Raw genomic sequence first — 26,032 nt, 5'->3', positions numbered from 1 at the left:
ATCATTTCAAATTTTTGTAAAGCTCGATGATAAACTCGCTACCCTCACCAACATCACTTTTGACATTTATATTCCCATGATGCGCTTCTACTAAATGTTTCACAATGGCTAAACCAAGTCCCGTTCCACCGGAATTACGGCTTCTGTCACGGTCCACTCGGTAAAATCGCTCAAAAATACGGGGAATTTCTTCTTTTTTTATTCCTACACCAGAATCCTTCACATGTATCCGAACATTTTTACTATACTCAAGAAGGATAATTTTAACATTCCCTTCAGGTTGTGTATAAGTAATCGCATTACCAATTAAATTGATAAACACCTGCTTTAAGCGATTAACATCCCCATTAATAAGTACTTGGTTCTGCTTACTGTAAAATTCAAGGCGAATATTCTTGGCTTCTGCTTTCCCGGAAAGCAGGGTAATAACTTCTTCAAGCAATGAACGCAAATCCATTTCCATCAGTGTTAACGTGAAGCCTTGCTGCTCTATTTTAGAAAGCTCCAACAGATCATAAATAAGTGATTGAAGACGGTCGCTTTCTTTTAGAATGATGGTAAGAAATGCATCCAACGAATCTTTGTCATTCATCGCTCCGTCCAAAAGAGTTTCGGTAAACCCTTTAATCGATGTGACAGGAGTTTTTAATTCATGAGAAACATTGGCAACAAAATCCTTCCTCATTTGCTCGAGTTTTTTTAGTTCGGTAATATCGTGAAAAACGAGTAAAACACCTTTCCAAACATTATTTGTCCCAATAATTGGAACACCGTATACATCAAAATATCTTCTTTCAATCATTAAGGGTATCAGTAATTGTTTACTTACCTTTTGCTCCGTTCGAAACACTTCGGCCACTAAATGACAAATTTCATCATGATCAATAACTTCATAATAAAGCTTTGATAAATTATCATTTGGATTCACATGAAATAAATCAATATAGCCTTTATTAATTAGATTTATGTACCCGCGACTATCAATTAAGACTAATCCAGCTCCCATATTTTCAATTAAAGCCGTTAATCGATCCTGCTGCATTTCATGTGCTTTTGTGAGCTCTTGAAGGTTTTCTGCCAGCATATTAATGGATGTAGCTAACATCCCTGTTTCATCTAATTGATCGGCAGACGTTCTAGCACGGTAATTACCTTCTGCTAGTTCAATCGCAACATTTGTTGCAGATTCTATTGGTTTTGTATACCTTGAAGTAATTCTAATACCAAGATATACGATGACAATCAGGGCTATCCCTAGGCTAATGGAGAGAATCCACCAAATTTGTCCGAATGCCTGTTTCATTTCATTCGTTTTCGTACTAAGGAATATGTATCCTTCTTTTTGTCCATCCTTTTTAATTGGCTTCCAATAGTAGTGGAGATCATAGCTATCGCCTTCTTCTAATCGATCCTCTATTTTCGGCTTTTTCTTAATGACCTCATTAATAATTTCGTTTAGACCATTGCCGTTGTTATCGTTAATAGTGGAGATACCACTGTCATACAATATCTTTCCTTCAAGATTTGTAATGGTTGCCCTAACATTTAACTTCTCACTGAATTTTAAAACATCCTCCTTATTAAAAGATGAAACTCCGCCCTTTTCCTCAATTAAAGTGATGATTAGATTTCGCTCTATTTTTAGACGTTCGTTAAATGTTTGTGAGTAATAGCTTTTAAATAATTGGCCAAGCAATATTCCTAATCCGACTAATACAATAATAATTAAGGTGATTAGTGCAATTAGAAGTTTTGTTCGGAATTTTGTCATTCTCCTTTAGGCTCCTCTATCTTATAACCAAGACCACGAATGGTTTTAATATAGGCCGGCTTCTTCGTTTCCTCCTCAATTTTTTCTCTTAAATGGGAGATATGTACATCAACGATCCTTGTATCTCCAGCAAAATCATAATTCCAAACCGAACTGAGTAATTGATCCCTGGTTAATACCCTACCTTTATTTTGGGCGAGATAGAGAAGTAATTCAAATTCCTTTAAGGTCAATTCCAATATATGATCATTATAATAGGCTTCATATTTTTCCGGATAAATGGATAACTTTCCTATTCCAATTTTCTCATCGTTTTTATTATTATCTCCAACGGTCTCAGTTTGAACCTGAGTTCGTCTTAGAATGGCCTTTGCACGTGCAATCACTTCTCTCGGACTGAAGGGTTTAACCATATAGTCATCTGCACCAAGCTCAAGGCCTAATATTTTATCAAGTTCATCATCTTTTGCCGTTAACATTAATATTGGGGTCATGATACTCTTTTGCCGAAGCTGTTTGCACACTTCCATTCCATCTAATTTAGGAAGCATGAGATCTAATACGATGATATCAGGTGACTCGGTTTCAGCTAACTGTTTTCCTTCTTTACCATCCATTGCTGTGATAACTTCATATCCCGCCTGCTCAAAATTATATTTAAGTAAGGTTACTATCGACTGCTCATCATCCACAACAAGTACTTTATTTTTCATAAGAACCCCCGTTTTATAAGATACTTTCATTATAATGTTAAAGAATACGGATTATCTAGTTTTATGGGCAGATATATGAAAAAGCCTTAATTGGTTGGTTTTTTTTGCAAAAGTTAACAAATTAGTCATGTTTATCTACCTACCACAGTGCTATTTTTTAAAAATAAACTTTGAATTTAAAAATTTCACTTTTGCTTGCTGAATAAAAAAAAGAGAATGTTTTCACATTCCCCAGAGTGTATCCTATTAAAAATTATCCAGAGCTCTTCCGTGTATTTCTTCTAACCTATGCGGCGGACAAACTTTGATTTTTCCATTGATGACCGTTTCTTTTTTTTCATTGGTTCCGATAACACTAATCACAACGATGTGCTCGTCACTTTTCACATCAATTACTTCAAATAGAAACTCGATGGTACCATAATGATAAACAGGCTTAAGAAATTCAATTTCCTGGCTTAGTATATGGCTTCCTGGTCCAGGTAAGTATTTTGAGATAGCTGAGGTAATCATCCCCGTTAACATAATACTAGGAACAATTGGTTTTTCAAAAGGCGTTTGTGAAGCATAGTCATGTTGTATATATAGCGGGTTGGCATCATCAGTTAATCCTAGATATAGCAGAAGATCTTTATCTTCGATTTTCTCCGTTAAAGATAACTTTTCACCAATCGTTATCTCGTCAATCATTCGGCCAAGCTTTCTTTTTTTCCCTAAAAGCATCCAACACTCACTCCTTATTGAAAGCGATTTCATTATTAATTTGAAAAAAATTCGGGGGAATCCTCACCCCGAATTCCTATTCATTAAGCTAATACGTTCATAACACTGCGAACGGATTCAGCAGACTTGTCTAGTGCTGCTCTTTCTTCTGCAGTAAGCTCAAGCTCAATAATTTTTTCGATTCCATTTGCACCTAGGATCGTTGGAACTCCAAGGTAAATACCTTCATAACCAAATTCGCCTTCAAGGTAGGCAATCGAAGGTAAGACACGACGTTGGTCTTTAAGGATTGCTTCACACATCTCAACCAAAGATGCAGCTGGGGCATAATAAGCACTTCCGTTACCAAGAAGGTTGACAATCTCACCGCCGCCTGTTCTTGTGCGTGCAACAATTGCTTCCAACCGGTCTTTAGAAATTAATGTTTCAAGTGGAATTCCACCTGCATAAGAATATCGTACAAGCGGCACCATATCGTCACCATGTCCACCTAGAACAAAACCAGTAATATCTTTTACTGAAAGGTTTAATTCTTGAGCCACAAATGTGCGGAAACGAGCAGTATCAAGAACGCCGGATTGACCGATGACACGGTTCTTAGGGAAACCTGATTCTTTAAATACCGTGTAAGTCATCGCATCAACTGGGTTTGTTAAGACAAGAATCGTACAGTTTGGAGAATATTTCACAATCTCTTGTGTTACGCTTTTCATTACTTTTTGGTTTGTTTGCACTAAATCATCACGGCTCATACCAGGTTTACGTGCAATACCCGCAGTAATTACGACGATATCAGAATCCCGTGTGTCCTCGTAATTAGACGTACCAGTAATATTTGAATCAAAGCCTTGAACAGGGCTTGCTTCAAGCATATCTAACGCTTTCCCTTTTGTCGGGTTTTCCATTTGCGGGATATCGACTAAAACGACATCTCCGAGTTCTTTTTGTGCAAGTAAAAATGCAGTAGTAGCTCCAGTGAATCCACCGCCAATTACAGAAACCTTTTTACGATTTAATGACATAATAGCTCTCCCCTTAATCGAATAAAATAGGTTAATTAGGGCTGCCCGAAAACAGCCCGAAAACAAATGTCTAGCGCTAGCACCTTTGGGATCGAGGGAGAGTAATTTCTGGCTTCGCTTTGCTTGCTAGTCGATATTTCTCCCCAATTGCCCCTGGTCAAGGCGCTTCCCCTTTTCTAACTTATTCCATATTTTTAATTAGCTCATCAGCAAATTCTGAAGTTTTTACTTCTTTTGCTCCGTCCATTAGACGGGCGAAGTCATAAGTAACCACTTTAGAAGCAATTGTATTTTCCATTGATTTAACGATCATTTTTGCTGCTTCGTTCCAGCCTAAGTGTTCAAGCATTAACACTCCGGATAAAATAACAGAAGAAGGATTTACTTTATCAAGGCCAGCATATTTTGGAGCAGTTCCGTGTGTCGCTTCAAAGATAGCATGTCCTGTTTCATAGTTGATATTTGCTCCTGGAGCAATACCAATACCGCCTACTTGTGCTGCTAATGCATCAGAGATATAATCTCCGTTTAGGTTCATTGTTGCAACAACGTCAAACTCACGTGGGCGAGTAAGGATTTGCTGTAAGAAGATATCAGCAATTGCATCTTTCACAATGATTTTGCCAGCAGCTTCTGCATCTGCCTGCGCTTTGTTGGCAGCATCTGTACCTTGTTCTTCTTTAATGCGGTCATATTGATTCCAAGTAAAGACTTTATCGCTAAATTCCTTTTCAGCTAGCTCATATGCCCAGTTCTTAAACGCGCCTTCAGTGTACTTCATGATATTACCTTTGTGTACGATGGTTAGTGACTTACGGCCTTCTTTAATGGCATAGTTAAGTGCAGAACGTACTAAGCGGCTTGTCCCTTCTTCAGAAATAGGCTTAATTCCGATACCTGAAGTTTCAGGGAACCTGATTTTCTTAACACCCATTTCATTTTGTAAGAAGTCGATCACTTTTTTAACAGCTTCAGAGCCTTTTTCATATTCAATACCGGCATAGATATCTTCAGTGTTTTCACGGAAAATGACCATATCTGTATCTTGCGGACGCTTAACTGGTGAAGGAACGCCTTCGAACCATCTTACAGGACGTAAGCAGACAAATAAATCTAATTCCTGGCGCAGTGCAACGTTCAATGAACGAATGCCACCGCCAACAGGAGTAGTTAATGGGCCTTTGATGGCGATTAAATATTCATTTATGACATCAAGAGTTTCTGAAGGAAGCCATTCACCTGTTTGGTTAAACGCCTTTTCTCCAGCTAAAACTTCTTTCCATACTAATTTACGTTCACCTTTATACGCTTTTTCAACTGCTGCATCTAACACTCTGTATGAAGCTGCCCAAATATCAGGACCTGTTCCGTCTCCCTCGATGAATGGAATAATCGGATTGTTTGGTACGTTTAATACTCCGTCTTTAACCGTGATTTTTTCGCCTTGCATAGTTGTTCTCCCTCCTATTATGTAAAACCCTTTGAACTAAATAGTTTGCATCGCAAAGACTGAATCAAAGGTTAGAGAGCCAAAGCCCCTAACCTATTCATTCAATCTTTATTGAAACAATTTTTCGAAAAAAAGTAAAATATTAACCCCTTTGCTCGATTGGAATATATTTTTGCATTCCAGGACCGGTGTATTCTGCACGAGGGCGGATTAAACGATTGTTTTCATATTGCTCTAAAATATGTGCCAGCCATCCAGATACACGGCTTACTGCAAAGATTGGTGTCATTAAGTCATGGTCTACCCCTAGACTATGATAAACAGATGCTGAAAAGAAATCTACGTTTGGCGGCAGTTTCTTTTCGCCAGTAACGATCGCTTCAATTTTAACTGACATATCATACCATTGTGGTTCACCAGTTAGCTCTGTTAATTTTTTTGACATTTCTTTTAAATGCTTAGCACGTGGGTCTCCTTGTCGATATACCCTGTGACCAAAGCCCATGATTTTTTCTTTCTTTTCAAGCTTGTCGTGTATATACGGTTCTACATTTTCAAGTGTGCCAATTTCTGTAAGCATTTTCATTACCGCTTCGTTGGCACCTCCGTGAAGTGGTCCTTTAAGAGCACCAATTGCAGAGGTTACTCCGGAATAAACATCTGATAGAGTAGCGACACAAACCCGCGCTGTAAATGTAGAAGCATTCAATTCATGATCGGCATGCAGCACTAGGGCTTTATCAATAGCTTCAACAGCAATTGCTTCGGGTACTTTACCTGTTAACATGTAGAGGAAATTCGCAGCAAAGCTTAAATCCTGTCTTGGTGCGATTGGTTCAAGACCTTTTCTAACCCGTGCAAATGTTGTCACAATAGCAGGCATTTTTGCTTGAAGTCGAATCGCTTTACGGTAATTCGCTTCTGCATCCATTAAATCTGCTTCGTCATCGTATAATCCCAATAAAGAGACCGCTGAGCGAAGTGCCGCCATTGGATGCACTTTTTGAATTGGATACATGTTAAAATGTGCGATTACTTCCGGTGGAAGTGCAGCATTCTCAGAAAGTTGCTGCTTTAATTCTGAAAGTTGTTCAGCATTAGGCAGCTTGCGGTGCCATAATAAATAAATGACTTCTTCAAAGCTGGCGTTTTTAGCCAAATCATCAATGTCATAGCCAACATATGTTAGCGTGTCATCAATAATCGAGCTGATGGAGGAAGTTGTTGCCACTACCCCTTCGAGACCTCGTGTTACTGTCATAAAAAATCTCTCCTTCACTTTCTAAATTTCCCCATTACTCAATTTTGTAACTTAAACCCTTGAATAGCAGCTGAACCCAATTACTAGTTTCAGCATAGTTAGAAAAATTGGCAAAAAGTAATGAAGGGGATTCCCTCCAAAACTCTACCCTTTTGTTTCCCCCTTAAACTGACTGAGCGATTGCTCGGAGCACATGCAAAGCGACTGTATGCCCTTTCATTCACAATGAAAAAATTATTTTACAAGTAATTCAGCATTTAAATGTGGTTTATGTAAAAAAGGATACGCTTACAAGCCTATTATAAACAATTATCAGATTTTTGTGAATGAAAAGGAGCTGAAAAATAGAAAAAAATATTATTTCACAAAAAATCAAGTTAAAAAAACCTAAAAACTTTCATAGCTGCATAAGCAATCCCAGCACCTATTAACGGACCAACCGCCACACCTTTAAATATTGAAACAGAAAGAATGGTTCCTAGGACTAATGCCGTTGTAACCTGCGGATCATCAGCTAGTAACTTTACTCCCCCTTTTGCAAGCATCGCCACAAGCATTCCTGAGATAAGGGCAATCCAAGCAACCGGGGTTTTAAAGGCACCAGATAAATCTTTAAAACCTATTTCCCCACTTGCAATTGGCGCTAAAACAGCAATCGTGATAATGGTGACTCCCCAATTAATCCCCTTCGATTGCAGAAAGGTGAATCCCTTTGCATCCATTCCAACTACCTTTAGGAAAAGCAATGCTGCAATAGCAATCATTAATGAACTGTTTTTGGCAATAAATCCGATGACAAGCAATAATAACAGGAATAAAAATGATTCACTTATCATTTATCTCAACACCCCTCATCTAAATTATCGTACCATAATATCTTTAACAAAGTGGATATAATGCTTAGAGTTGTCTTTTTTCTTGATCAAAACGAAACTTTTCATCATGTTTAACGTAATAATTTTCAGATTAATAATATTTATTGGAAAATTATGCAGCTTTATTCATAAAATGTTAAACTAAAACTACTATATAGGATAGTTAAAAGGAGGCCTGTCTTTGAATCCTAAGTACATATACCGGACAATAAGATTTTTACTGGTTATCGGTTCCGTTGTATTAGCACTTTTCGCTTTTTATTATTTATCGACAGTGACATATCCATTTTTGATTGGCCTAATCATCGCCTTTTTCATTAATCCGCTTGTTGATTTTTTTGAAAAAAAGGCAAAAATGCCGCGCGGGCTTGCCGTTATCGTTGCGCTTATTATTATTTTGGCTGTATTTGCAGGGTTAATTACGCTTTTAGTAGCAGAGATTGTCTCTGGTGCCAACTACTTGGCTAACGTCGTTCCAGAACATCTTGATACGTTAATTGGCTATATTGAGAAATATTTTACTGCTCAGATTCTCCCTCTCTATGATCAATTGACGAATTTATTTAATAAGCTTGAGACAGGGCAGCAGGATACTATTATTGGTAATATTCAAAATGTTGGTCAGAAAATTGGCTCAACAATGGGCTCATTTATTAAAAATCTGTTCGAAATCATCCCAAATATTTTATCCTGGCTTCCGAATGCAGCAACAGTGCTTATTTTTTCATTATTGGCTACTTTTTTTATCAGCAAGGATTGGTACCGTTTATCGACACTGGGTAGCAAAATCGTCCCTGATAGAGCTAAAACAAGCGGTAGGACGGTATTCATTGATTTAAAAAGGGCTTTATTTGGTTTTATTAAAGCACAGTTAACGTTAATTTCGATTACTACAATAATTATTTTAATCGGTTTGCTTATCCTTGGTGTCGATTATGCAATAACAATTGCATTAGTAACAGGAATTGTGGATATTCTCCCATATCTTGGTACAGGGCTTGTGTTTGTTCCATGGATAATTTATACCGCCATTGGAGGCGATATGGGCCTTGCCATCGGCCTTGGTGTCCTCTATATTATTGTCTTGGTTCAAAGACAAGTTATGGAGCCAAAAATTCTTTCTTCAAGTATTGGTTTAGATCCGTTAGCGACATTAATTGCGTTATTCGTCGGATTTAAAACAATTGGCTTTTTAGGATTAATTGTCGGACCGGTAACTCTTGTCATTATCAGTACCCTTTACCGCGCCAATGTCTTTCATGACGTCTGGGCATTTATTAAAGGAAAAGAAGCCTAAGCAAAAAACGTCAGCTTCCATATTGGGAGCTGACGTTTTTTTATGGTTTATAATACACTAGCGTGGCCGTTATAGATAACTCCTCTAGTAGCATCAACTGTTATTTCTTGACCATCATTGAACAATTCCAAAGCATTATCCACTCCGACAATAACTGGAATCCCGAGGTTTAAACCAACTACAGCTGCATGGCTGGTTAATCCGCCTTCTTGCGTAATTAGAGCAGCACATTTTTCTATTGCTGGAACCATATCACGGTCTGAACCGATTGTCACAAGAATCGAGCCCGGCTTTACTTTATCGATAGCTTCATTCGCATCATGGGCAAGGACTACTTTCCCAAAAGCAGATTTGCGGCCAATTCCCTGCGCCTTTGTAATGATATCACCGACTACGTGTATCTTCATCAAATTAGTTGTACCTGCCTCACCAACTGGGACACCTGCTGTGATGACAACTAAATCTCCATGTTTGACGATACCGCTGTTTAAACTTTCTTCCACGGCAATATCTAGCATTTCATCTGTAGTAGTGCAGATTCTACCAAGCTGTGGATATACGCCCCAAACAAGTGATAAGCGGCGGCAAACATGGTCGTTGGCCGTAACTGCAACAATCGCTGCCTTCGGACGATATTTCGAAATCATCCGGGCTGTGTGGCCGCTTTCCGTTGGTGTAATAATCGATTTAACATCCAGGTTTAATGCGGTGTGTGCAACAGACTGACCAATCGCATCTGTTAAGTTATGATCGGTGTCCTTGCTGCGGCTTGATAAAATTTCTTTATGATCTAACGCCTGTTCGGCTCTTGAAGCAATATTGTGCATCGTTTGAACTGCCTCTACTGGGTAAAGGCCTGCTGCAGTTTCCCCAGAAAGCATAATTGCGTCTGTTCCATCAAAAATGGCATTAGCTACGTCACTTGCTTCAGCACGAGTTGGTCGTGGGTTCCGTTGCATGGAATCCAACATTTGAGTAGCGGTAATGACAGGTTTTCCTAGGGCATTACATTTCTTGATCAACATTTTTTGGACAAGTGGAACCTCTTCAGCTGGAATTTCTACACCAAGGTCTCCACGGGCAACCATTAAGCCATCAGAGATTTCAAGAATTTCATCAATATGATCTACGCCCTCTTGATTTTCAATCTTAGGGATAATATGGATATGTGTTGCCTTATTTTCTTCTAGCAACTGACGGATTTCTAAAACGTCTTTGGCACGGCGGACAAATGAGGCCGCGATGAAATCAATCCCCTGTTCAATTCCAAAAAGAATATCCTGGGTATCCTTTTCGGTTATGCCTGGTAAATTAACTGATACGCCAGGGACGTTAACACCTTTTTTATTTTTTAATGTGCCGCTATTTAAAATCTTCGTATAAATTTCTTTGGTCGCTTTATTTATTTCCGTTACTTCAAGACCAATTAAACCATCATCTAGTAGAATTTTTGAACCTACATGTACATCATCAATTAACCCAGAGTATGTAACAGAAAATTTCTCTAAGGTTCCTTCGACTTCAGTCATTGAAATAATAATATTCTCGCCTGACTTAAGCTCGATTGCACCGTTTTGCATATTGTTTGTCCGAATTTCAGGACCTTTGGTATCAAGCAGGATGGCAACGGTTTTTCCTGTTTGCTTTGCCGCTTCTCGGATGTTTTGGATTCGGGCACCATGTTCTTCAAAATCTCCATGTGAAAAATTCAAACGGGCAACGTTCATTCCAGAATTGATTAATTGAGTTAGTTTTTCCACGCTTTCACTTGCAGGACCGATCGTACAAACGATTTTTGTTTTTCGTAGCATGCTATAGCCTCCTAATAATCGAACAAATAATTAGATAGATAATTCCTTTGACAATTTGAACAGATCAAAATCCAATGTGTGTTTTTTACCAAGAGCTTCAATAATGTCATAATCAACAAGCTGATTCTTTTCCATTCCGACTGCACGGCCGCCTTTTCCTTCAATTAAAAGCTCAACCGCCCTGGCTCCTAACCTGCTGGCAAGCACTCTGTCAGCAGCAGTTGGTGAACCGCCACGTTGGATATGGCCTAATACCGATACTCTTGTTTCAAAACTAGTTGCTTCTTGAAGCTGTTTGGCGAATTCGTACCCGCTGCAAACACCTTCAGCAACAATAATGATACTATGTTTTTTCCCGCGTTCCTGGCCACTGCGCAGCCTTTCTGCCACTTCATTCATGTCATAGTTCTCTTCCGGTATTAATATCGTTTCAGCGCCGCCTGCAAGTCCAGCCCATAAAGCAATGTCACCTGCATTTCGTCCCATAACTTCGATGACAAAGGTTCTTTCGTGGGATGTTGCCGTATCGCGGATTTTATCGACGGCATCGATGACTGTATTTAATGCCGTATCAAAACCAATTGTAAGTTCTGTACCTGGAATATCATTATCGATTGTTCCAGGTACACCGACGCATGGAAAACCCTGCTCAGTTAAAGCCTTCGCACCGCGGTATGAGCCATCTCCGCCGATCACAACAAGCCCTTCTATTCCATGAGCTCTAAGCTGTTCAATTCCTTTTTGCTGTCCTTCTTTCGTTTTAAATTCAGGACAGCGCGCTGAATGAAGCATAGTTCCTCCACGGTGGATAATATCACCAACAGAACCAAGCTCAAGCTTTTTTATATTTCCGGAAATTAAACCTGTATAACCGCCATAAATACCATAAACGTCTACATTATGAAAAATCGCTTTACGAACAACAGCCCGAATCGCAGGATTCATCCCTGGGGAGTCTCCGCCACTCGTAAGTACCCCTATTTTTTTCATATTTTTCACCTCAATCATGGAATTAGAAAACCTATGTAGATTATTGTTAATAAAATAGATAAGCACAACTTTTCGTTATTATTACTTTTAGTATTAACATAAAAGCATTGAATAATTATAAAATAACATGAAGAAATGCCCTTAACAACCGATTCATATTAGTAAATACAATAGACGGAATAGTTAGTGAAATGGAAACGTTTTATTCCTCTTTGTAAGCGTCGCCACCGTCATTTTAATGAATTTTTTGTGAACTACAAAAAAAGTGCTCAAATGAGCACTTTTTTTAATTTACTCCAATGTAGTCATTCATTATAGAATATTCACCAATTGTCCTAAATCGATTATAACGATCAGCTACTAGTTCTTCTTTCGATAGTTCAAGCAGCTGTTGTAAGGAGGTTGTTAACAATTTTTCAATTTCCTCAGCTTGCTTTTTAACATCCTTATGGGCGCCACCCTTGATTTCCGGAATAATCCCATCAATAACACCTAATTCTTTTAAGTCGGGTGCAGTTATTTTCATCGTTTCAGCAGCATTTTTAGCAAAAGCGGCATCTTTCCACAAAATAGCCGCTGCACCTTCTGGAGAAATAACGGAATAGGTTGAGTTTTCAAGCATATATATGCGGTTGCCGACTCCAAGGGCAAGAGCACCCCCACTACCCCCTTCTCCAATAACAATACAAATGACCGGTACTCTGAGGCCTGCCATCTCGAGTAGGTTGCGGGCAATGGCTTCACTTTGACCACGTTCTTCAGCAGCCTTTCCTGGATAGGCTCCCTTTGTATCGATAAAACAAATAATTGGACGATTAAACTTATCGGCCTGTTTCATTAAGCGAAGGGCTTTTCGGTAGCCCTCTGGATGTGGCATTCCAAAGTTTCTGCGGATATTCTCTTTCGTATCTTTCCCTCTTTGATGACCAATTACGGTAACTGGTAGACCCTTAAATCTGGCTATTCCGCCAACTATAGCCTCATCATCAGCAAAGGTCCGGTCACCATGACATTCAAAGAATCCTTCGAAAAGATAGGAAATATAATCAAGAGTTGTCGGCCTATTTGGAAGCCGTGCTATTTGTACCCGATCCCAAGGTTTAATATTTGCATATATATCGTTCTCTAGCTTTTCAAGCCGATCTTCTAATTTTGCAATCTCAGAACTTAAATCGACATCTGTTGTTTTCGTGAACTCTTTTATCTCAGAAATTTTCTTTCTTAACTCGGTAATCGGGCGTTCGAATTCTAATTCTCCTACCATGCGAGTTCACCCCCGGGTTGATGGATTTCTAAAATGTTAGTGATTTTCTCGACGAGGTCTACGCGTGAAATAATCGCATCCAGTTGACCGTGTTTTAAAAGAAATTCGGCCGTTTGAAAATCCTCTGGTAATTCTTCTCGAATTGATTGTTCGATAACCCTACGACCAGCAAAAGCAATTAAAGCGCCTGGTTCTGCGAAGTTGAAATCTCCCAACGAGGCAAAGCTCGCAGAGACGCCACCTGTTGTCGGGTGTGTCATAATGGAAATATATAAGCCCCCATGTTCACTGAACCTTTTTAAAGCAACACTTGTTTTTGCCATTTGCATCAAACTCAAGGCACCTTCCTGCATTCTCGCACCACCAGAAGCAGTAAATATTATAAATGGTACAGAAAGTTCATCTGCTTTTTCAATCGCAAGCGTTATTTTTTCACCAACAACAGAACCCATACTCCCCATTCGGAAAGAGGCATCCATGATAGCAAGGACAATTTTGTTTCCATTAACGCTGCCGATTCCTGTAACAACAGCTTCGTTTAAGTTACTTTTTAACCGATCCTTTTCCAGCTTTTCAAGGTAATCTGGGAAATTCAAAGGATTTTTAGACATCATATTTTCATTTATTTCTTCAAAGCTGCCTTCATCAATAAAGCTGTCAATTCGCTCTCTTGAATTCATTTGAAAATGAAACCCACAATGTAAACAAACTTTTAGATTTTTTGTTAATTCTTTTGTATACATGATTTTCTTACACGAAGGACATTTAGTCATAATTCCTTCAGGTACGTCATTTTTAGCAGTTTCAGTGGGAATTGTTGCATATTTTTTCTTTTTCGGATGATTTTTAGTAAAAAGATCTTTTAGCGCCAAAATGAAACCTCCCTCATAACGCTCCTACCAATTGGCAGGCTTCTCCATATCATTCTATTCAGAAGTCTTTCTATCCAACTTCAACTATATACACGTAAAAGTGGTCAGACCACTACTCGATTAAAAATACCCTTATGCTAGGGCTTGTATACCTACCACTATAAAATAAAATAAGTTCAGAATTTGTTAGTATTTGTCGTTAAAAAACAGACAAATTTCGTAGTTTCCTATATGCAGAAAGTGTTTTTACTACATCCTTTTCTGCTAAAGCTTCCAGCAACAGGAGATAGTCTTCCCGCCTATACTCTACATGATGAAAATCTAGCGAATAATAATATTCCTTTAATATTAACCACATTCTTAAGAATAGGTGATTATCCGCCATCTCCATTATCCGATAAAAAAAATCATCATCATGAATGCTGTTTGTTTTTTTTGCCCATTCAATCAAATTCTCCATACTTTCATTGTCAATCCGCTGAAGTGCTAAGCGCAAGCAATCCATCTCAATAAAATTTTTTGTTTCGAAAACATCGCGCTTTGCTTTTTCATCCTGCAAAATAAAAGTACTGAGAAGCTGTACCAGCTGATGACCTCGAAAGTCTCTGATAAACGTTCCTTCGCCTCGCCGAGTTTCAATTAAGCCAAGCAATTCTAGTGCTCTAAGAGCTTCGCGAACCGAAGAGCGCCCGAAATTCAGGCGCTCAGATAATTCACGTTCTGAAGGAATCTTATCTCCTGTCTTCAGACCATCTATAGTAATCATTTCTCGTAACTGCTTTACGATTTCTAAGTATACTTTGGTATTCTTCACTTACCTAATCACTCACTTTTACCAATAATAGCGAGCCTCTGTGTTTTTTCTTTTACATCCTCAGGGTCTACCTTTATACGCGCTACTCCTGTTTCCATGGCTGCCTTTGCCACTGCAGCAGCTACATTTGGGGCTACTCTTGGATCGAATGGTGCTGGAATAACATAGTCAGCATTCAACTCATCTTCACTAATTAAGCCAGCAATGGCTTCCACTGCAGCTACTTTCATTTTTTCGTTAATATGGGTCGCACGAACATCAAGCGCCCCGCGGAAAATCCCAGGAAAAGCAAGCACATTGTTTACTTGGTTCGGAAAATCAGAACGGCCTGTACCAACTACTTTTGCTCCCGCTGCTTTTGCCTCATCAGGCATAATTTCCGGGTCAGGATTTGCCATCGCAAAAATGATCGAATCAGGATTCATCGATGCAACCATTTCTTTTGTTAGTGCCCCTGCTACAGATACTCCAATAAATACATCGGCACCTTTTATAACATCAGCGAGACTTCCTGTCAGATTATCTCGATTGGTAAATTTCGCAACTTCTGTTTTGACCGCATTCATTCCTTGTGGCCGTCCTTCATAAATCGCACCCTTAGTATCACACATAATGATGTCTCTAACACCATAACTATATAACAACTTAATAATCGCAATCCCAGCTGCACCAGCACCGCTTGCTACCACTTTTATTTCGGTCATTTTCTTTCCGATAATTTTAAGGGCATTGACAAGACCTGCAACTGTAACAATGGCTGTACCATGTTGATCATCATGAAAGATTGGAATGTTTGCTTCCTTTTTCAAACGTTCCTCAATTACAAAACAATTGGGAGCAGCAATATCTTCAAGATTCACTCCTCCAAATGTAGGCTCAAGTAACTTTACGGTTTCAACAATTTTATCTACATCTGTTGTATTGAGACAGATTGGAAATGCATCTACACCTGCAAAGCTTTTAAAGAGAACGGCCTTTCCTTCCATTACAGGAAGAGCTGCTTCCGGTCCGATATTACCAAGCCCAAGAACAGCTGTACCATCGGATACAACCGCGACCATGTTTCCCTTCATGGTATAGTCGTATACCGTTTCTGGTTTCTCATAAATATCTTTGCATGGCTCTGCTACACCTGGTGAATAGGCTAAACTTAAATCATGTGCATTCCGGACTGGAACTTTTGATTTCGACTCTAACTTTCCTTTATTAATTCGATGCATATGCAATGCTTCTTCACGTAAAGTCAAGATAATGTCACCCCTCTGATAATTACAAAAAAATTTATAACATCCCATTAAAAAACAAGCTAACTATTGGTGGTCTGACCACACTAGTTTCTTTATCACTATAACATATCTTCGAAAGTTGTAAAGAATTAATCTTTCAGTACAACATTTTTCAAACCCAAAATATTACTTAATTGCTGTTGTAATTCTAGGGTTGGTTTTACATTATTTTCTGGTCCTAACCTAACTGTTTTGCGCGTAGTTTCGTAATGCAAAATAACGCCAACTTCCCCTTTATTTTCTTTAAGCAGCTGATTTATTTTTTGAAGGGATTGTTCATCCTGTTGATTATCGGCAATTTTCAAATATAATACTGGTTGTTTTACTAAATTTGCTGTGATCCACTGTTCTATATCAGTTGCTTTTTGAATAATAAACTGGAGCTTTCCTTCCCGATCTTCTATTTTCCCCTCCAACAGCACAAAATTACCCTGTCTTAGAAGCTGTTGGAACCTTTTATATACAGTAGGGAATACCACTGCTTCCATTTCACCGCTTGAGTCACTTACGGATAAAAAGGCCATTGAATCCCCTTTTTTGGTTCGAATAGCTTTCACTGAAGAAATGTAGACACCAGCAGCAGCCTTTTGATTATTATTTTTTAACTCATATAAAACATGAGCCCCGCTTTGCTTTAGATCTTTTTCAAAAATTGAAATCGGATGATCAGAAAGATAAAAACCAAGAGCCTCTTTTTCAAATGTCAGTTTATGCTCCTGACTGATGGGATCGACTTGAACATATTTCGGCTTAGGTACAAATTCATCGTCAAATAAATCAATTTGGCTGGCATCATTAGGCTTAAATATTTGCGCATGTTCAATCGCTACATCTAAACTGGCAAGTAGTGTTGCACGATCCTCGCTAAATTCATCGAAACATCCAGAATGAACGAGGAACTCAAGTGTTTTCCGGTTAATCGCTTTAGAAGAAACTCTGATACAGAAATCAAATAAGTCATCGAACTTTTTCTTTTTCCTTGCTTGAAAAATTTCCTTTAAGATTGAAGCACCTACACTTTTGATTGCAGCAAGGCTATAGCGGATTCCCTTTTGCTCTACTTGAAAGGAATAGCCACTATGATTTATGGATGGAGGCAAGACGACGATTTCCTTTTGCTTTGTTTCCATGATGTACTGCGCAATTTTCGAATCATTACCAATTGCCGAGGTAAGCAGCCCCGCCATAAAATAAACCGGATAATTGGCTTTTAAAAAGGCAAGCTGATAGGCGATCATACTATAAGCCACTGCGTGACTGCGGTTAAAGCCATAGTTAGCAAAGCGGACAATTAAATCGTAGATATCATTGGCTAGAGATTGGCTATATCCTTTCTTAACGGCTCCTTGAATAAAATGTTGACGTTCTTTATCAAGGACTTCTTTTTGTTTCTTCCCAACCGCTCTTCTTAAAAGATCCGCTTCACCAAGTGAGAACCCGGCCATTTTTGAAGCAATTTGGATGATTTGTTCTTGGTAGACGATGACACCATATGTATTCTCAAGGATCGATTGCAAATCGTGGTGTGGGTATTCGATTTTCTTTTTGCCATGTTTTCGTTCGATAAAGAGAGGGATATTTTCCATTGGACCTGGCCTGTACAACGCATTGACGGCAACAATATCCTCAAAACATGAAGGCTTTAACCGGGTTAACACCTTCCTCATCCCTTCTGATTCTAGCTGAAAAACACCTGTCGTTTCACCTCTTGCTAATAATTCGAAGGTCTTTGTGTCATCTAATGGGACTTGCCCGATATCTATTTTTTTTCTTGTATGACGATAAATCGAAGCTAAGATTGTTTCAATAAGAGACAGATTTCGCAAGCCAAGAAAATCCATTTTTAGCAGACCAATCTCTTCAAGATGTTCCATGGAGTATTGCGTTAAATAAACATGGTTAGATCCTCGTTGTACGGGGATTAAATCAATCAACTGCTTCTCGCTTATGACTATACCTGCGGCATGTGTGGACGTATGCTTGGGCAGACCTTCTAGTTTTAAAGCCGTTTCAAAAAGCTGCTGGTTTTGCGGGGTCTCATTAATAAACCTTCGAAGCCCTTCAGATTCTTTATATGCCTCTTGGAGATTTATTCCTACTTTTGATGGAATAAGCCTTGACAATTGCTCTAGTTCCTTCGAATTTAATCCGAATACCTTGCCGACATCTCTCAACACTGCTTTGGCAGCAAGTGTCCCAAAAGTGACTATTTGGGCAACATGCAGCTCCCCATATTTTTTGGCTACATACTCAATCACTTCCTCACGACGGTGATCTGGAAAATCAATATCAATATCAGGCATCGAAATCCGCTCAGGATTTAAAAACCGTTCAAATAATAAGTTGTGTTCGAGGGGATCAACATCGGTTATATATAAAACATAGGCAACAAGTGATCCTGCTGCTGAACCCCTGCCTGGTCCGGTCAATATTCCATGTTCACGGGCATATCTCATAAAATCCCAGACAATTAAGAAGTAATTGCTAAACTTCATTCGTTTAATAACTGTCAATTCATAGGACAATCGAGCAACATACTCATTGCTTGGCGAGGAAATGCGCTCACTCAAACCTTTTTGGCATAGCTCTTCCAGGTATTCTTCAGCAACCATGCCATTTTCTGTCGGAAATGTGGGTAAGTAAGTTTTATTTAGTTCAATATCTACCGTACATCTTTGGGTGATACGGATTGTATTCTCCAAAGCTTCCGAAAAATCAGAGAGACAGTCTATCATTTCATTCGCCGTTTTTAGATAGTATTGATTGCTTTCCAATCTTTCTCTATGTTCATCCTGTAATTTCTCACCATTCTTAATAGCTAGCAAACATTCATGAGCAAACATATCCTCTTTTTCTAAAAACTGTACCTGGTTGGTAGCCACTAGAGGGACCATCATTTCCTTTGAAAGCGGTTGAAGCTGATTTATTAGTAACTTCTCTTGTTCCAGTTGATGATTTTGAATGGCGAGAAAAAAGTTGCCATTACCGAAAATGGCTTCTAGTTTTCTTATTAGCTTCCTTGCCATTTCCTCATTCCCATTAAGAAGAGATTGTTCAATTTCCCCTTCAGGTCCAGGTGTGATAGCAATAAGACCCTCCGAATAATGTTTTAACCATTTTAGCGGAATCCCGTTCTCTGCCTTTGTTTGGACCGCGCTGGATATTTTTAAAAGATTTCTAAAACCCTTCTCGTTTTCTGCTAGTAAGACAAGGGGATAAGATTCGTTCGGCGTTATTTCACTTTCCACATCTACTGTTAAGCCAATAATCGGTTTTAAGTTGTTTTTTTTACATAGTTTATAAAACTCAATTGTACCGGACATGATGTTCTTGTCTGTTAATGCAAGGGCTCTGAAACCCTTTGATTGTGCAGCTTTTACTAATTCAGGAACCGTAGCCGTACTTGATAACAAACTATATGCACTATATACATGCAGGTGAATAAAGGACATTTTGTCACCCCCAAAATAAAAAATCTCTTCTTTTATTATAGTGCTTAATCCTAAAAAAGGAAAATATGTTCTGTTTTTATTATCGTATTTCAATGAACATATTCAGTAGGTATTGTCCATATAAATAAGTATGAGGGTATCGATTTTGTACAAAGGCGGTTGAAGGGATGAAAGAAATCGGTTTTTTTCCAGCTTTCATAGAAAGCTATTTTATTGCCTTAGGCGTCGTACTTGGAGGTTCGCTAATTGGTGGAATTGCTTCGTTCATAACAGGACAACCTCCCCTTACAACCGTCTATCGCTTGTCTTCAGCACTGAGAATCTGGGCAATCGTGGCGGCCATAGGTGGAACATTTGATACGGTTTATACCTTTGAAAGAGGCATTTTTAATGCTGATACAAAAGATCTTTTTAAACAATTTTTATTAATTCTTTCGGCCCTAGGCGGTGCTCAGACAGGTGCGCTAATCCTTAATTGGTTAACCCAGGAGCATATTTCATCATGAGGATCCCGCCATTTTATCGAAAACCGGCCTTTCAGAGATTTTTTGGTGGTATGGCGGTTGGCGGTGCTATAAGCTGGTGTATTTTTTTATATATTTATGGTGTCTGGCAGGAAAGGAATACAGAACTACTTCAGAAACAGCAGCAGGAAATTGTGGATTTAAACAATGAGAAAAAAATCTGGCAGGATGAATATAAGGAGATGAACAAGCGGAACCTTGAGCAGCTTACCATCCAGAAAATCAATATAAAAATAGTGAACTGGGAAAAATATAAGCTAGATTCATTAAGCGTGTTAGAGACAGAAGACTCTGTTAGAGATGATATCAACATGATGCTGGCAAAGGATTTAGAGACGGTCTATAAAAGCAAAGACTTGCTAAAAAAAATAATCGAAAACAAACCGGTTAAAATCAATGAGAAAAGATACAAACTTAAAGTGAAAGAGATGGTTATTTATACAAACTTAACGATGCAGCTTGAGATACAATTTGAATAAGAACAAGCATGAAATACAATTGTCGTTGGATGCTTATCACTTTTTCTTCGTGCGAAGTTAAGGCTGCCGAAGCCTTTCTTGTGGGGCTAGACATTAAAGAAACGTCCCGTAGGTGGGACGTTTCTCTTAATTTGGAGAATAAATACTATTTTGAATGGGTTTCACACGCCTCGCCTAGTTCCTTTAAGACGTCATCCACTTCGTCCCAAGAAAAAATGGAGGCACCTGCGGCGAGGGGGTGCCCTCCGCCTCTATACTTTCTTGCAATGCCATTTATTACGGGTCCCTTTGAACGGAGACGGACTCTTATTTGATCACCTTCCTCGATAAAAAAGACCCATGCTTTTATACCCTTTACATTTCCTAATGATCCAACAAGTAAGGAAGCTTCTGCCGGCTTTGCACTGTATTCTGCTAATAATTCTTTTGTCAGCCTAACAGAGGCCACTCCGTTTTGCTGAAACTCGAAATTTTGTAAAATATAACCGTTTAATTTAATGATATTAACATCGAGTTCATACATTTTGTCAAATAGGTCAGTACGTGAGAAGTTGTAATGAATTAAATCCCCCGCGTAAGCGAATGTTTTTTCTGTCGTGCTTGGAAACAGAAATCTTCCTGTATCGCCAACAATACCGGCGAATAGCAGTCTTGCTGCTTCATCATTCATTTTCAAGCCTTTTTCTTTTCCAAACAAGTAAAATTCATAAATCATTTCGCTGCAAGAACTTGCCGTTGTATCGACCCATAGTAAATCCCCGTAAGGATCCTCATTTGGATGATGATCAATTTTGATTAGCTTATCACCTAGTGAGTACCTAGCGTCACATATTCTTTCTGCGTTAGCCGTATCACATACTATCACCAAGGCACCTTTATAGATTTCATCCTCAATTACATCAAGCCTACGCATGAAATGAAGGGTCGGTTCTTCCAGCCCGACTGCATAGATTTTTTTATTCGGATAGGACACTTGTAAAATTGCTGCTAATCCACTTTGTGAACCATAGGCATCCGGGTCAGGACGGACGTGACGATGGACGATAATGGTATCATATTGTTCAATTGTTTCTAAAATTTTCTCTTTCATAGGATCTCCTTTTAGCACCGAATGTGGCATTTTTTTAAAATTACAGGTACAATATTAAAAGCGTAATTGACTTGTCCAAGGGCGACCAGCAAACAAACACTGACAAAAGGTGCTTTTTGCTTTCCAAAGCGATTGGCTGTAGACCATAGAACCCCTTGGCACAGAAGCTAGGTAAAAATAGAAGATTTTTGAAACCTGGAGGAACATATCATGCTTGTACTTGTCGTTTTAATTGGCTTATTATTTGCTTTCTACTTATTTTATAAAACAAAATACTTCCGAAGCAACCGTCTAGTTGAAAAGAAATGGCTCTCAGCTAAATCAAATATTGCTCTGGGCCTGTTTGTCTTTTTATTTGGGGTTAATCATCTACTTTTCATTTCTGAATCAACAGTAACATATATAGTTTCAGCACTTTTTATTATTTATGGCGCAATATTCAGCTGGATTGGCTTCAAAAAATATAAACATTATCTACCTTTTGCCATCGAGGAAGCCAAAAACCTTGAGACCCAAAAATAAATTCGAGCCGCTTCTCATGGAGGGAAGCGGCTTTCTTATTGGATTTTACAAATTCCCTATAAGTTTACTTAATTCCTGTCTATCAACTGGCACATCATCATTGCTTTCCCGACCAATACTCCTTCATTGAAAACTTCCACATCTACCTTGCCAAACTTTCGCCCTACCTCTAGTATTTTCGGATAAATTTCTAATGTGCTCTCCATTTGAACCGGTTTAATGAAGTAAATGGTCATATTTTCCACAACGAGGTCACCTTTTTTATAGCTTCGCAATACTCTGTTTGCAGCATCTGAGACAACGGTTGTAAATACACCATATGAAATAGTCCCAAGATGGTTGGTCATTTGCGGAGTGACTTCACAGGAGTAAACCTCTTCCCCTTTTGCTTTGCCCTGCAATAGCACCATTTGATTAGTTACGATGTCATCAATGGTTTCGCCAACCTGAGGCTGTCGTTGGTTCATTTGCAATGCCTTTAAAACATCCTGTCTGCTGATTATTCCTTCAAGGCGGTTAGAATCATCGGCAACTGGGAGTACCTCAATTCCTTCCCAGACCATTGTATGTGCGGTTGATGCAACACTTGTCTTCCCATTCACCGTCATCGGATGTTTGGTCATAATCTTGTCGATGGCCGTTTCATAATCCCGCCCTAAAATGTCCTTACTCGTTACCATCCCTTGAATCTTCATGTTTTGATCGACGACAGGATAACGGCTGTGGGTTGTTTTTTGATTAAATTCATGCCATTTTGATACCCTATCGGTCGTCTGCAAATAAAAAGTATCCTCGAGAGGTGTTAAGATATCTTCGACTAAAATAATCTCTTTTTTTATTAACTGGTCATAAATGGCCCGGTTTATCATCGTAGCTACCGTAAAGGTATCATAGCTTGTAGAAATAACAGGTAATTCTAATTTATCTGCCAGCTTTTTCACCAGATCCTCGGCATCGAAGCCTCCGGTTATGAGAACAGCAGCTCCCGCCTTGAGGGCAAGTTCATGTGCTTGGGTGCGGTTCCCGACAATTAATAGGTTCCCTGCTTCCGTATAGCGCATCATTGCCTCTAATTTCATGGCCCCAATAACAAATTTATTAAGGGTTTTATGCAAGCCTGTTCTTCCGCCTAATACCTGACCATCGACAATGTTTACGACTTCAGCAAAAGTAAGCTTTTCAATATTTTCTTTCTTCTTCCGTTCGATTCTAATTGTACCAACTCGTTCAATCGTGCTGACATATCCTTTATTTTCGGCTTCTTTAATCGCTCGATAGGCTGTACCTTCACTTACAGACATCGCCTTGGCGATTTGCCGCACTGATATTTTTTCCCCGATTGGAAGTCCATCAATGTATTGCAAAATTTGTTCATGCTTAGTAGCCAAGACCTTCACCCTTTATTTTCGAATTCCAATTCATCCAGTCATTGATTAACCAGATTTGTCTAAATTTCATTATAGAGTTTAATAGGCCTTGATTCAATGCGGTTTCTTACATTGTCATCTTATTTTCATTAAAATGAGCGGGATTTCTTTTTTGGGCGCTGTAACTGATGTCTTTGTACTTGATTTTTCGGACTATAAAGCAGCCCTGTAAGATTTCCTGCGATGACTATCAGTGCGAATGAAAGCCATGCTATAGAAAATATCCCCTGTACCACATCAGCGTAGATTGATAATCTTGGTACAGCAAAATAAAGCATAAAGCCACAGAGCAATAGACAAAGTAAATATCTGTTCTTTTTCAATTGTTTTTCCTCCTTTAAAAGACTGCTTGTTCCATCTTTATGCGCTTTAGAGGAAAAAAAGTATGTGAATACCTAAGAACATATTAAATTTCGATTACTTCGCCTGGTGCTAACACTTTCCCATTTTTAGCTTCAAGCATTTCTATAAATTGGTATGGATCCTGTTTAATTGGTGGGAAGGTATTGAAGTGCATCGGTACAATCGTCTTTGCGTTTAACAGTTTTGCCGCATAAGCAGCATCTTCAGGTCCCATTGTAAAATTATCACCAATTGGCAGGAAGGCTACATCAATCGGATGACGCTCACCAATGAGTTTCATGTCCGAGAATAGAGCCGTGTCACCAGCATGATAAACGGTTTTTCCTTCGTTCATAAACAAGATTCCTGCCGGCATACCGCAATAAATAATTTCATTATTTTCAGTTGTAAAGCTTGAGCCATGGAAGGCTTGTGTCAGCTTAACTTTTCCGAATTCAAATTGGTGGGCTCCACCAATGTGCATTCCGTGGGTCTTGACTCCCTGCCAGCTTAAAAAGGTTGAAATTTCATGGTTTGCAACTACAAGAACATTATGTTTTTTAGCTAACTCTACCGTATCCCCGACATGGTCATTATGTCCATGCGAGAGGATGATTGCATCAGGTTTTACGTCATCAACCTTTAAGTCAGTTAATTGATTACCGGTGATAAAAGGATCAATAATAATTGTTTTGCCATTAGTATGAATTTGTACAACTGAATGTCCATGGTAAGAAATTCTCATCATTCCAACTCCTCTAAAAGTAATATCTTATGTAGTTCCATAAAAGTTATCGAAATCCTTCTACCTTGATTCCCATAACTCACTTGTTTTAGTGCATGATGAGCTCAGAGAGTTTACATTTACTTTTAATATTGATACTCTCAAATTGGATATTAATTTTTAAAGGGGGACCCCTAAAATGAATCAACGAATAGAAAAACTTCAAACTTGGATGAAGGAAAATGGAGTAGAAATTAGTTTTCTAACCTCTTCAGAAAATGTATTTTATTTAAGTGGCTATTATTCCGACCCACATGAAAGATTGCTCTCACTTGCCGTTTTTCAAGAGGAAGAGCCGTTTCTAGTATGCCCATCAATGGAGGTGCATGATGCTAAACGTTCAGGTTGGCATCATGAAATTATTGGCTATAGCGACATCGACAACCCATGGGAAATGATTCTAAATTCAATAAATAAAAGAATTAATGGAGTATCTAAAGCTGCTATCGAAAAAGAACATATGAATGTAGAACGATACGAACAGCTTTCAAGATTATTCCCGAAAGCAGCATTTGTTTCAGCAGAAGAAAAATTGCGATTGCTTCGCATGATTAAAGATGCCAAAGAATTAAAAATCATTGAAGAGGCCTGTACCCTTGCTGATTATGCCGTTGAATTTGGAGCAAATGAAATCAAGGAAGGCAAAACAGAGCTCGAAGTCCTAAATGCTTTAGAGTACGCCCTAAAGCAAAAGGGCGTTACCGAGATGTCATTTTCAACAATGGTTTTGACAGGAGCAAACGCCGCGTCTCCACATGGCAACCCTGGGCAAACGAAAATTCAAAAAGGGGATCTTGTCTTATTCGATTTGGGTGTTGTGGTGGACCGATATTGCTCGGATATCACAAGAACGGTTGCTTTTGGTGACATTAATGACAAGCAAAAGGAAATTTACGATACGGTTTTAAAAGCTCAATTAGCAGCCATTGAGGCTAGTAAACCAGGTGTTACTGCTGCTGAAGTAGACCTCACTGCCCGCCGGATTATCATGGAAGCAGGATATGGCGAATATTTTCCACACCGTTTAGGTCATGGACTTGGAATAGGCGTCCATGAATATCCATCGATGACTGAAACCAACCAGCTGGTTATTGAAGAAGGAATGGTATATACAATTGAACCAGGAATTTATGTACCTGAGGTAGCGGGTGTACGAATTGAGGATGATATTTATATTACTGCTGATGGAGCTAAGATTTTAACAAAATTCCCGAAAGAACTTCAGATCATCAAATAAGGAAATGGATTTCTTTTACATTGAAC

At 38.8% G+C, this 26,032-nt stretch carries 23 protein-coding genes; 5 read left to right on the top strand and 18 right to left on the bottom strand.

Going from position 1 to position 26,032, the window contains the following annotated elements; all coding sequences use genetic code 11:
* Nucleotide 1 precedes the first annotated feature (1 nt).
* From pnpS to M5A78_RS16440, 7 genes are all read right to left on the bottom strand, one after another.
* Nucleotides 2-1,771, bottom strand: a complete 1,770-nt coding sequence (gene pnpS / locus M5A78_RS16470) for a two-component system histidine kinase PnpS (RefSeq protein ID WP_248736371.1) — start codon at nt 1,769-1,771, stop codon at nt 2-4.
* The gene (locus M5A78_RS16465; protein ID WP_248736370.1) at nt 1,768-2,484 is read right to left on the bottom strand and encodes a response regulator transcription factor; all 717 of its coding nucleotides are present in this window, start codon (nt 2,482-2,484) and stop codon (nt 1,768-1,770) included. Before M5A78_RS16465 ends, pnpS begins: the two co-directional genes overlap by 4 nt.
* Nucleotides 2,485-2,730: 246 nt before the next feature.
* A complete protein-coding gene (locus M5A78_RS16460; protein WP_248736369.1) occupies nt 2,731-3,207 on the bottom strand; it encodes a MaoC/PaaZ C-terminal domain-containing protein in 477 nt (158 codons plus the stop codon).
* Nucleotides 3,208-3,290: 83 nt separating this feature from the next.
* Entirely contained in the window at nt 3,291-4,229 is a 939-nt protein-coding gene (gene mdh / locus M5A78_RS16455; protein ID WP_248736368.1) for a malate dehydrogenase, read from the bottom strand.
* Nucleotides 4,230-4,410: 181 nt separating this feature from the next.
* Nucleotides 4,411-5,679, bottom strand: coding sequence for an NADP-dependent isocitrate dehydrogenase (icd, locus tag M5A78_RS16450; RefSeq protein WP_248736367.1), 1,269 nt, complete (start codon nt 5,677-5,679; stop codon nt 4,411-4,413).
* 142 nt (nt 5,680-5,821) lie between these two features.
* Nucleotides 5,822-6,940, bottom strand: coding sequence for a citrate synthase (gene citZ, locus M5A78_RS16445; protein WP_248736366.1), 1,119 nt, complete (start codon nt 6,938-6,940; stop codon nt 5,822-5,824).
* A 377-nt stretch (nt 6,941-7,317) separates the two neighbouring features.
* A complete protein-coding gene (locus M5A78_RS16440) occupies nt 7,318-7,776 on the bottom strand; it encodes a DUF441 domain-containing protein (protein WP_248736365.1) in 459 nt (152 codons plus the stop codon).
* A gap of 220 nt (nt 7,777-7,996) precedes the next feature.
* Here M5A78_RS16440 and ytvI point away from each other — a divergent pair, with 220 nt between their 5' ends.
* Complete coding sequence (gene ytvI / locus M5A78_RS16435; protein ID WP_248736364.1) at nt 7,997-9,112, top strand: sporulation integral membrane protein YtvI; 1,116 nt, start codon at nt 7,997-7,999, stop codon at nt 9,110-9,112.
* Nucleotides 9,113-9,159: 47 nt separating this feature from the next.
* On the opposite strand, the gene pyk is transcribed toward ytvI, so the two are convergent.
* The 7 genes from pyk to dnaE all read right to left on the bottom strand — a co-directional run bounded on the left by pyk (nt 9,160) and on the right by dnaE (nt 19,601).
* A complete protein-coding gene (gene pyk / locus M5A78_RS16430; RefSeq protein WP_248736363.1) occupies nt 9,160-10,923 on the bottom strand; it encodes a pyruvate kinase in 1,764 nt (587 codons plus the stop codon).
* A gap of 30 nt (nt 10,924-10,953) precedes the next feature.
* Nucleotides 10,954-11,913: a 6-phosphofructokinase gene (pfkA, locus tag M5A78_RS16425; RefSeq protein WP_248736362.1), complete on the bottom strand. Its 960-nt coding sequence runs from the start codon at nt 11,911-11,913 to the stop codon at nt 10,954-10,956.
* A 286-nt stretch (nt 11,914-12,199) separates the two neighbouring features.
* Complete coding sequence (gene accA / locus M5A78_RS16420) at nt 12,200-13,177, bottom strand: acetyl-CoA carboxylase carboxyl transferase subunit alpha (protein WP_248736361.1); 978 nt, start codon at nt 13,175-13,177, stop codon at nt 12,200-12,202.
* Entirely contained in the window at nt 13,171-14,049 is an 879-nt protein-coding gene (gene accD / locus M5A78_RS16415) for an acetyl-CoA carboxylase, carboxyltransferase subunit beta (RefSeq protein ID WP_248736360.1), read from the bottom strand. Before accD ends, accA begins: the two co-directional genes overlap by 7 nt.
* 199 nt (nt 14,050-14,248) lie before the next feature.
* The gene (locus M5A78_RS16410; RefSeq protein ID WP_248736359.1) at nt 14,249-14,815 is read right to left on the bottom strand and encodes a FadR/GntR family transcriptional regulator; all 567 of its coding nucleotides are present in this window, start codon (nt 14,813-14,815) and stop codon (nt 14,249-14,251) included.
* A 56-nt stretch (nt 14,816-14,871) separates the two neighbouring features.
* Nucleotides 14,872-16,110 carry an NAD(P)-dependent malic enzyme gene (locus M5A78_RS16405; RefSeq protein ID WP_248736358.1) on the bottom strand — a complete coding sequence of 413 codons (1,239 nt, stop codon included), beginning with the start codon at nt 16,108-16,110 and terminating at the stop codon, nt 14,872-14,874.
* Between the two features lie 128 nt (nt 16,111-16,238).
* Nucleotides 16,239-19,601, bottom strand: coding sequence for a DNA polymerase III subunit alpha (gene dnaE / locus M5A78_RS16400; protein ID WP_248736357.1), 3,363 nt, complete (start codon nt 19,599-19,601; stop codon nt 16,239-16,241).
* Between the two features lie 167 nt (nt 19,602-19,768).
* Here dnaE and M5A78_RS16395 point away from each other — a divergent pair, with 167 nt between their 5' ends.
* Both M5A78_RS16395 and ytrI read left to right on the top strand, forming a co-directional pair.
* Nucleotides 19,769-20,107, top strand: coding sequence for a YtrH family sporulation protein (locus M5A78_RS16395; RefSeq protein ID WP_248736356.1), 339 nt, complete (start codon nt 19,769-19,771; stop codon nt 20,105-20,107).
* Nucleotides 20,104-20,604, top strand: coding sequence for a sporulation membrane protein YtrI (ytrI, locus tag M5A78_RS16390; RefSeq protein WP_248736355.1), 501 nt, complete (start codon nt 20,104-20,106; stop codon nt 20,602-20,604). The genes M5A78_RS16395 and ytrI overlap by 4 nt, the downstream gene beginning before the upstream one ends.
* Before the next feature lie 145 nt (nt 20,605-20,749).
* On the opposite strand, the gene M5A78_RS16385 is transcribed toward ytrI, so the two are convergent.
* Nucleotides 20,750-21,694, bottom strand: coding sequence for a DHH family phosphoesterase (locus tag M5A78_RS16385; RefSeq protein WP_248736354.1), 945 nt, complete (start codon nt 21,692-21,694; stop codon nt 20,750-20,752).
* Nucleotides 21,695-21,904: 210 nt separating this feature from the next.
* Between M5A78_RS16385 and M5A78_RS16380 the strand changes: the two genes are divergently transcribed.
* The gene (locus M5A78_RS16380) at nt 21,905-22,216 is read left to right on the top strand and encodes a YtpI family protein (protein ID WP_248736353.1); all 312 of its coding nucleotides are present in this window, start codon (nt 21,905-21,907) and stop codon (nt 22,214-22,216) included.
* 68 nt (nt 22,217-22,284) lie between these two features.
* Here the strand turns inward: M5A78_RS16380 and M5A78_RS16375 are convergent, their stop codons facing one another.
* The 3 genes from M5A78_RS16375 to M5A78_RS16365 form a co-directional block, all read right to left on the bottom strand.
* Nucleotides 22,285-23,604 carry a CBS domain-containing protein gene (locus tag M5A78_RS16375; RefSeq protein WP_248736352.1) on the bottom strand — a complete coding sequence of 440 codons (1,320 nt, stop codon included), beginning with the start codon at nt 23,602-23,604 and terminating at the stop codon, nt 22,285-22,287.
* A 128-nt stretch (nt 23,605-23,732) separates the two neighbouring features.
* A complete protein-coding gene (locus tag M5A78_RS16370) occupies nt 23,733-23,966 on the bottom strand; it encodes a hypothetical protein (protein ID WP_248736351.1) in 234 nt (77 codons plus the stop codon).
* An 83-nt stretch (nt 23,967-24,049) separates the two neighbouring features.
* The gene (locus tag M5A78_RS16365) at nt 24,050-24,730 is read right to left on the bottom strand and encodes a metal-dependent hydrolase (protein WP_248736405.1); all 681 of its coding nucleotides are present in this window, start codon (nt 24,728-24,730) and stop codon (nt 24,050-24,052) included.
* Between the two features lie 178 nt (nt 24,731-24,908).
* Here M5A78_RS16365 and M5A78_RS16360 point away from each other — a divergent pair, with 178 nt between their 5' ends.
* On the top strand, nt 24,909-26,006 hold the full coding sequence (locus M5A78_RS16360; RefSeq protein ID WP_248736350.1) for a M24 family metallopeptidase: 1,098 nt from the start codon (nt 24,909-24,911) through the stop codon (nt 26,004-26,006).
* The last annotated feature ends 26 nt before the right edge of the window (nt 26,007-26,032 follow it).

It is taken from the genome of Neobacillus rhizosphaerae, from assembly GCF_937468385.1.
In the GTDB taxonomy this organism is placed as follows: Bacteria; Bacillota; Bacilli; order Bacillales; family Cytobacillaceae; genus Neobacillus; species Neobacillus rhizosphaerae.
The sequence above is the reverse complement of the archived record's forward strand: the minus strand, read 5'-3'. Positions and strand labels throughout refer to the sequence as shown.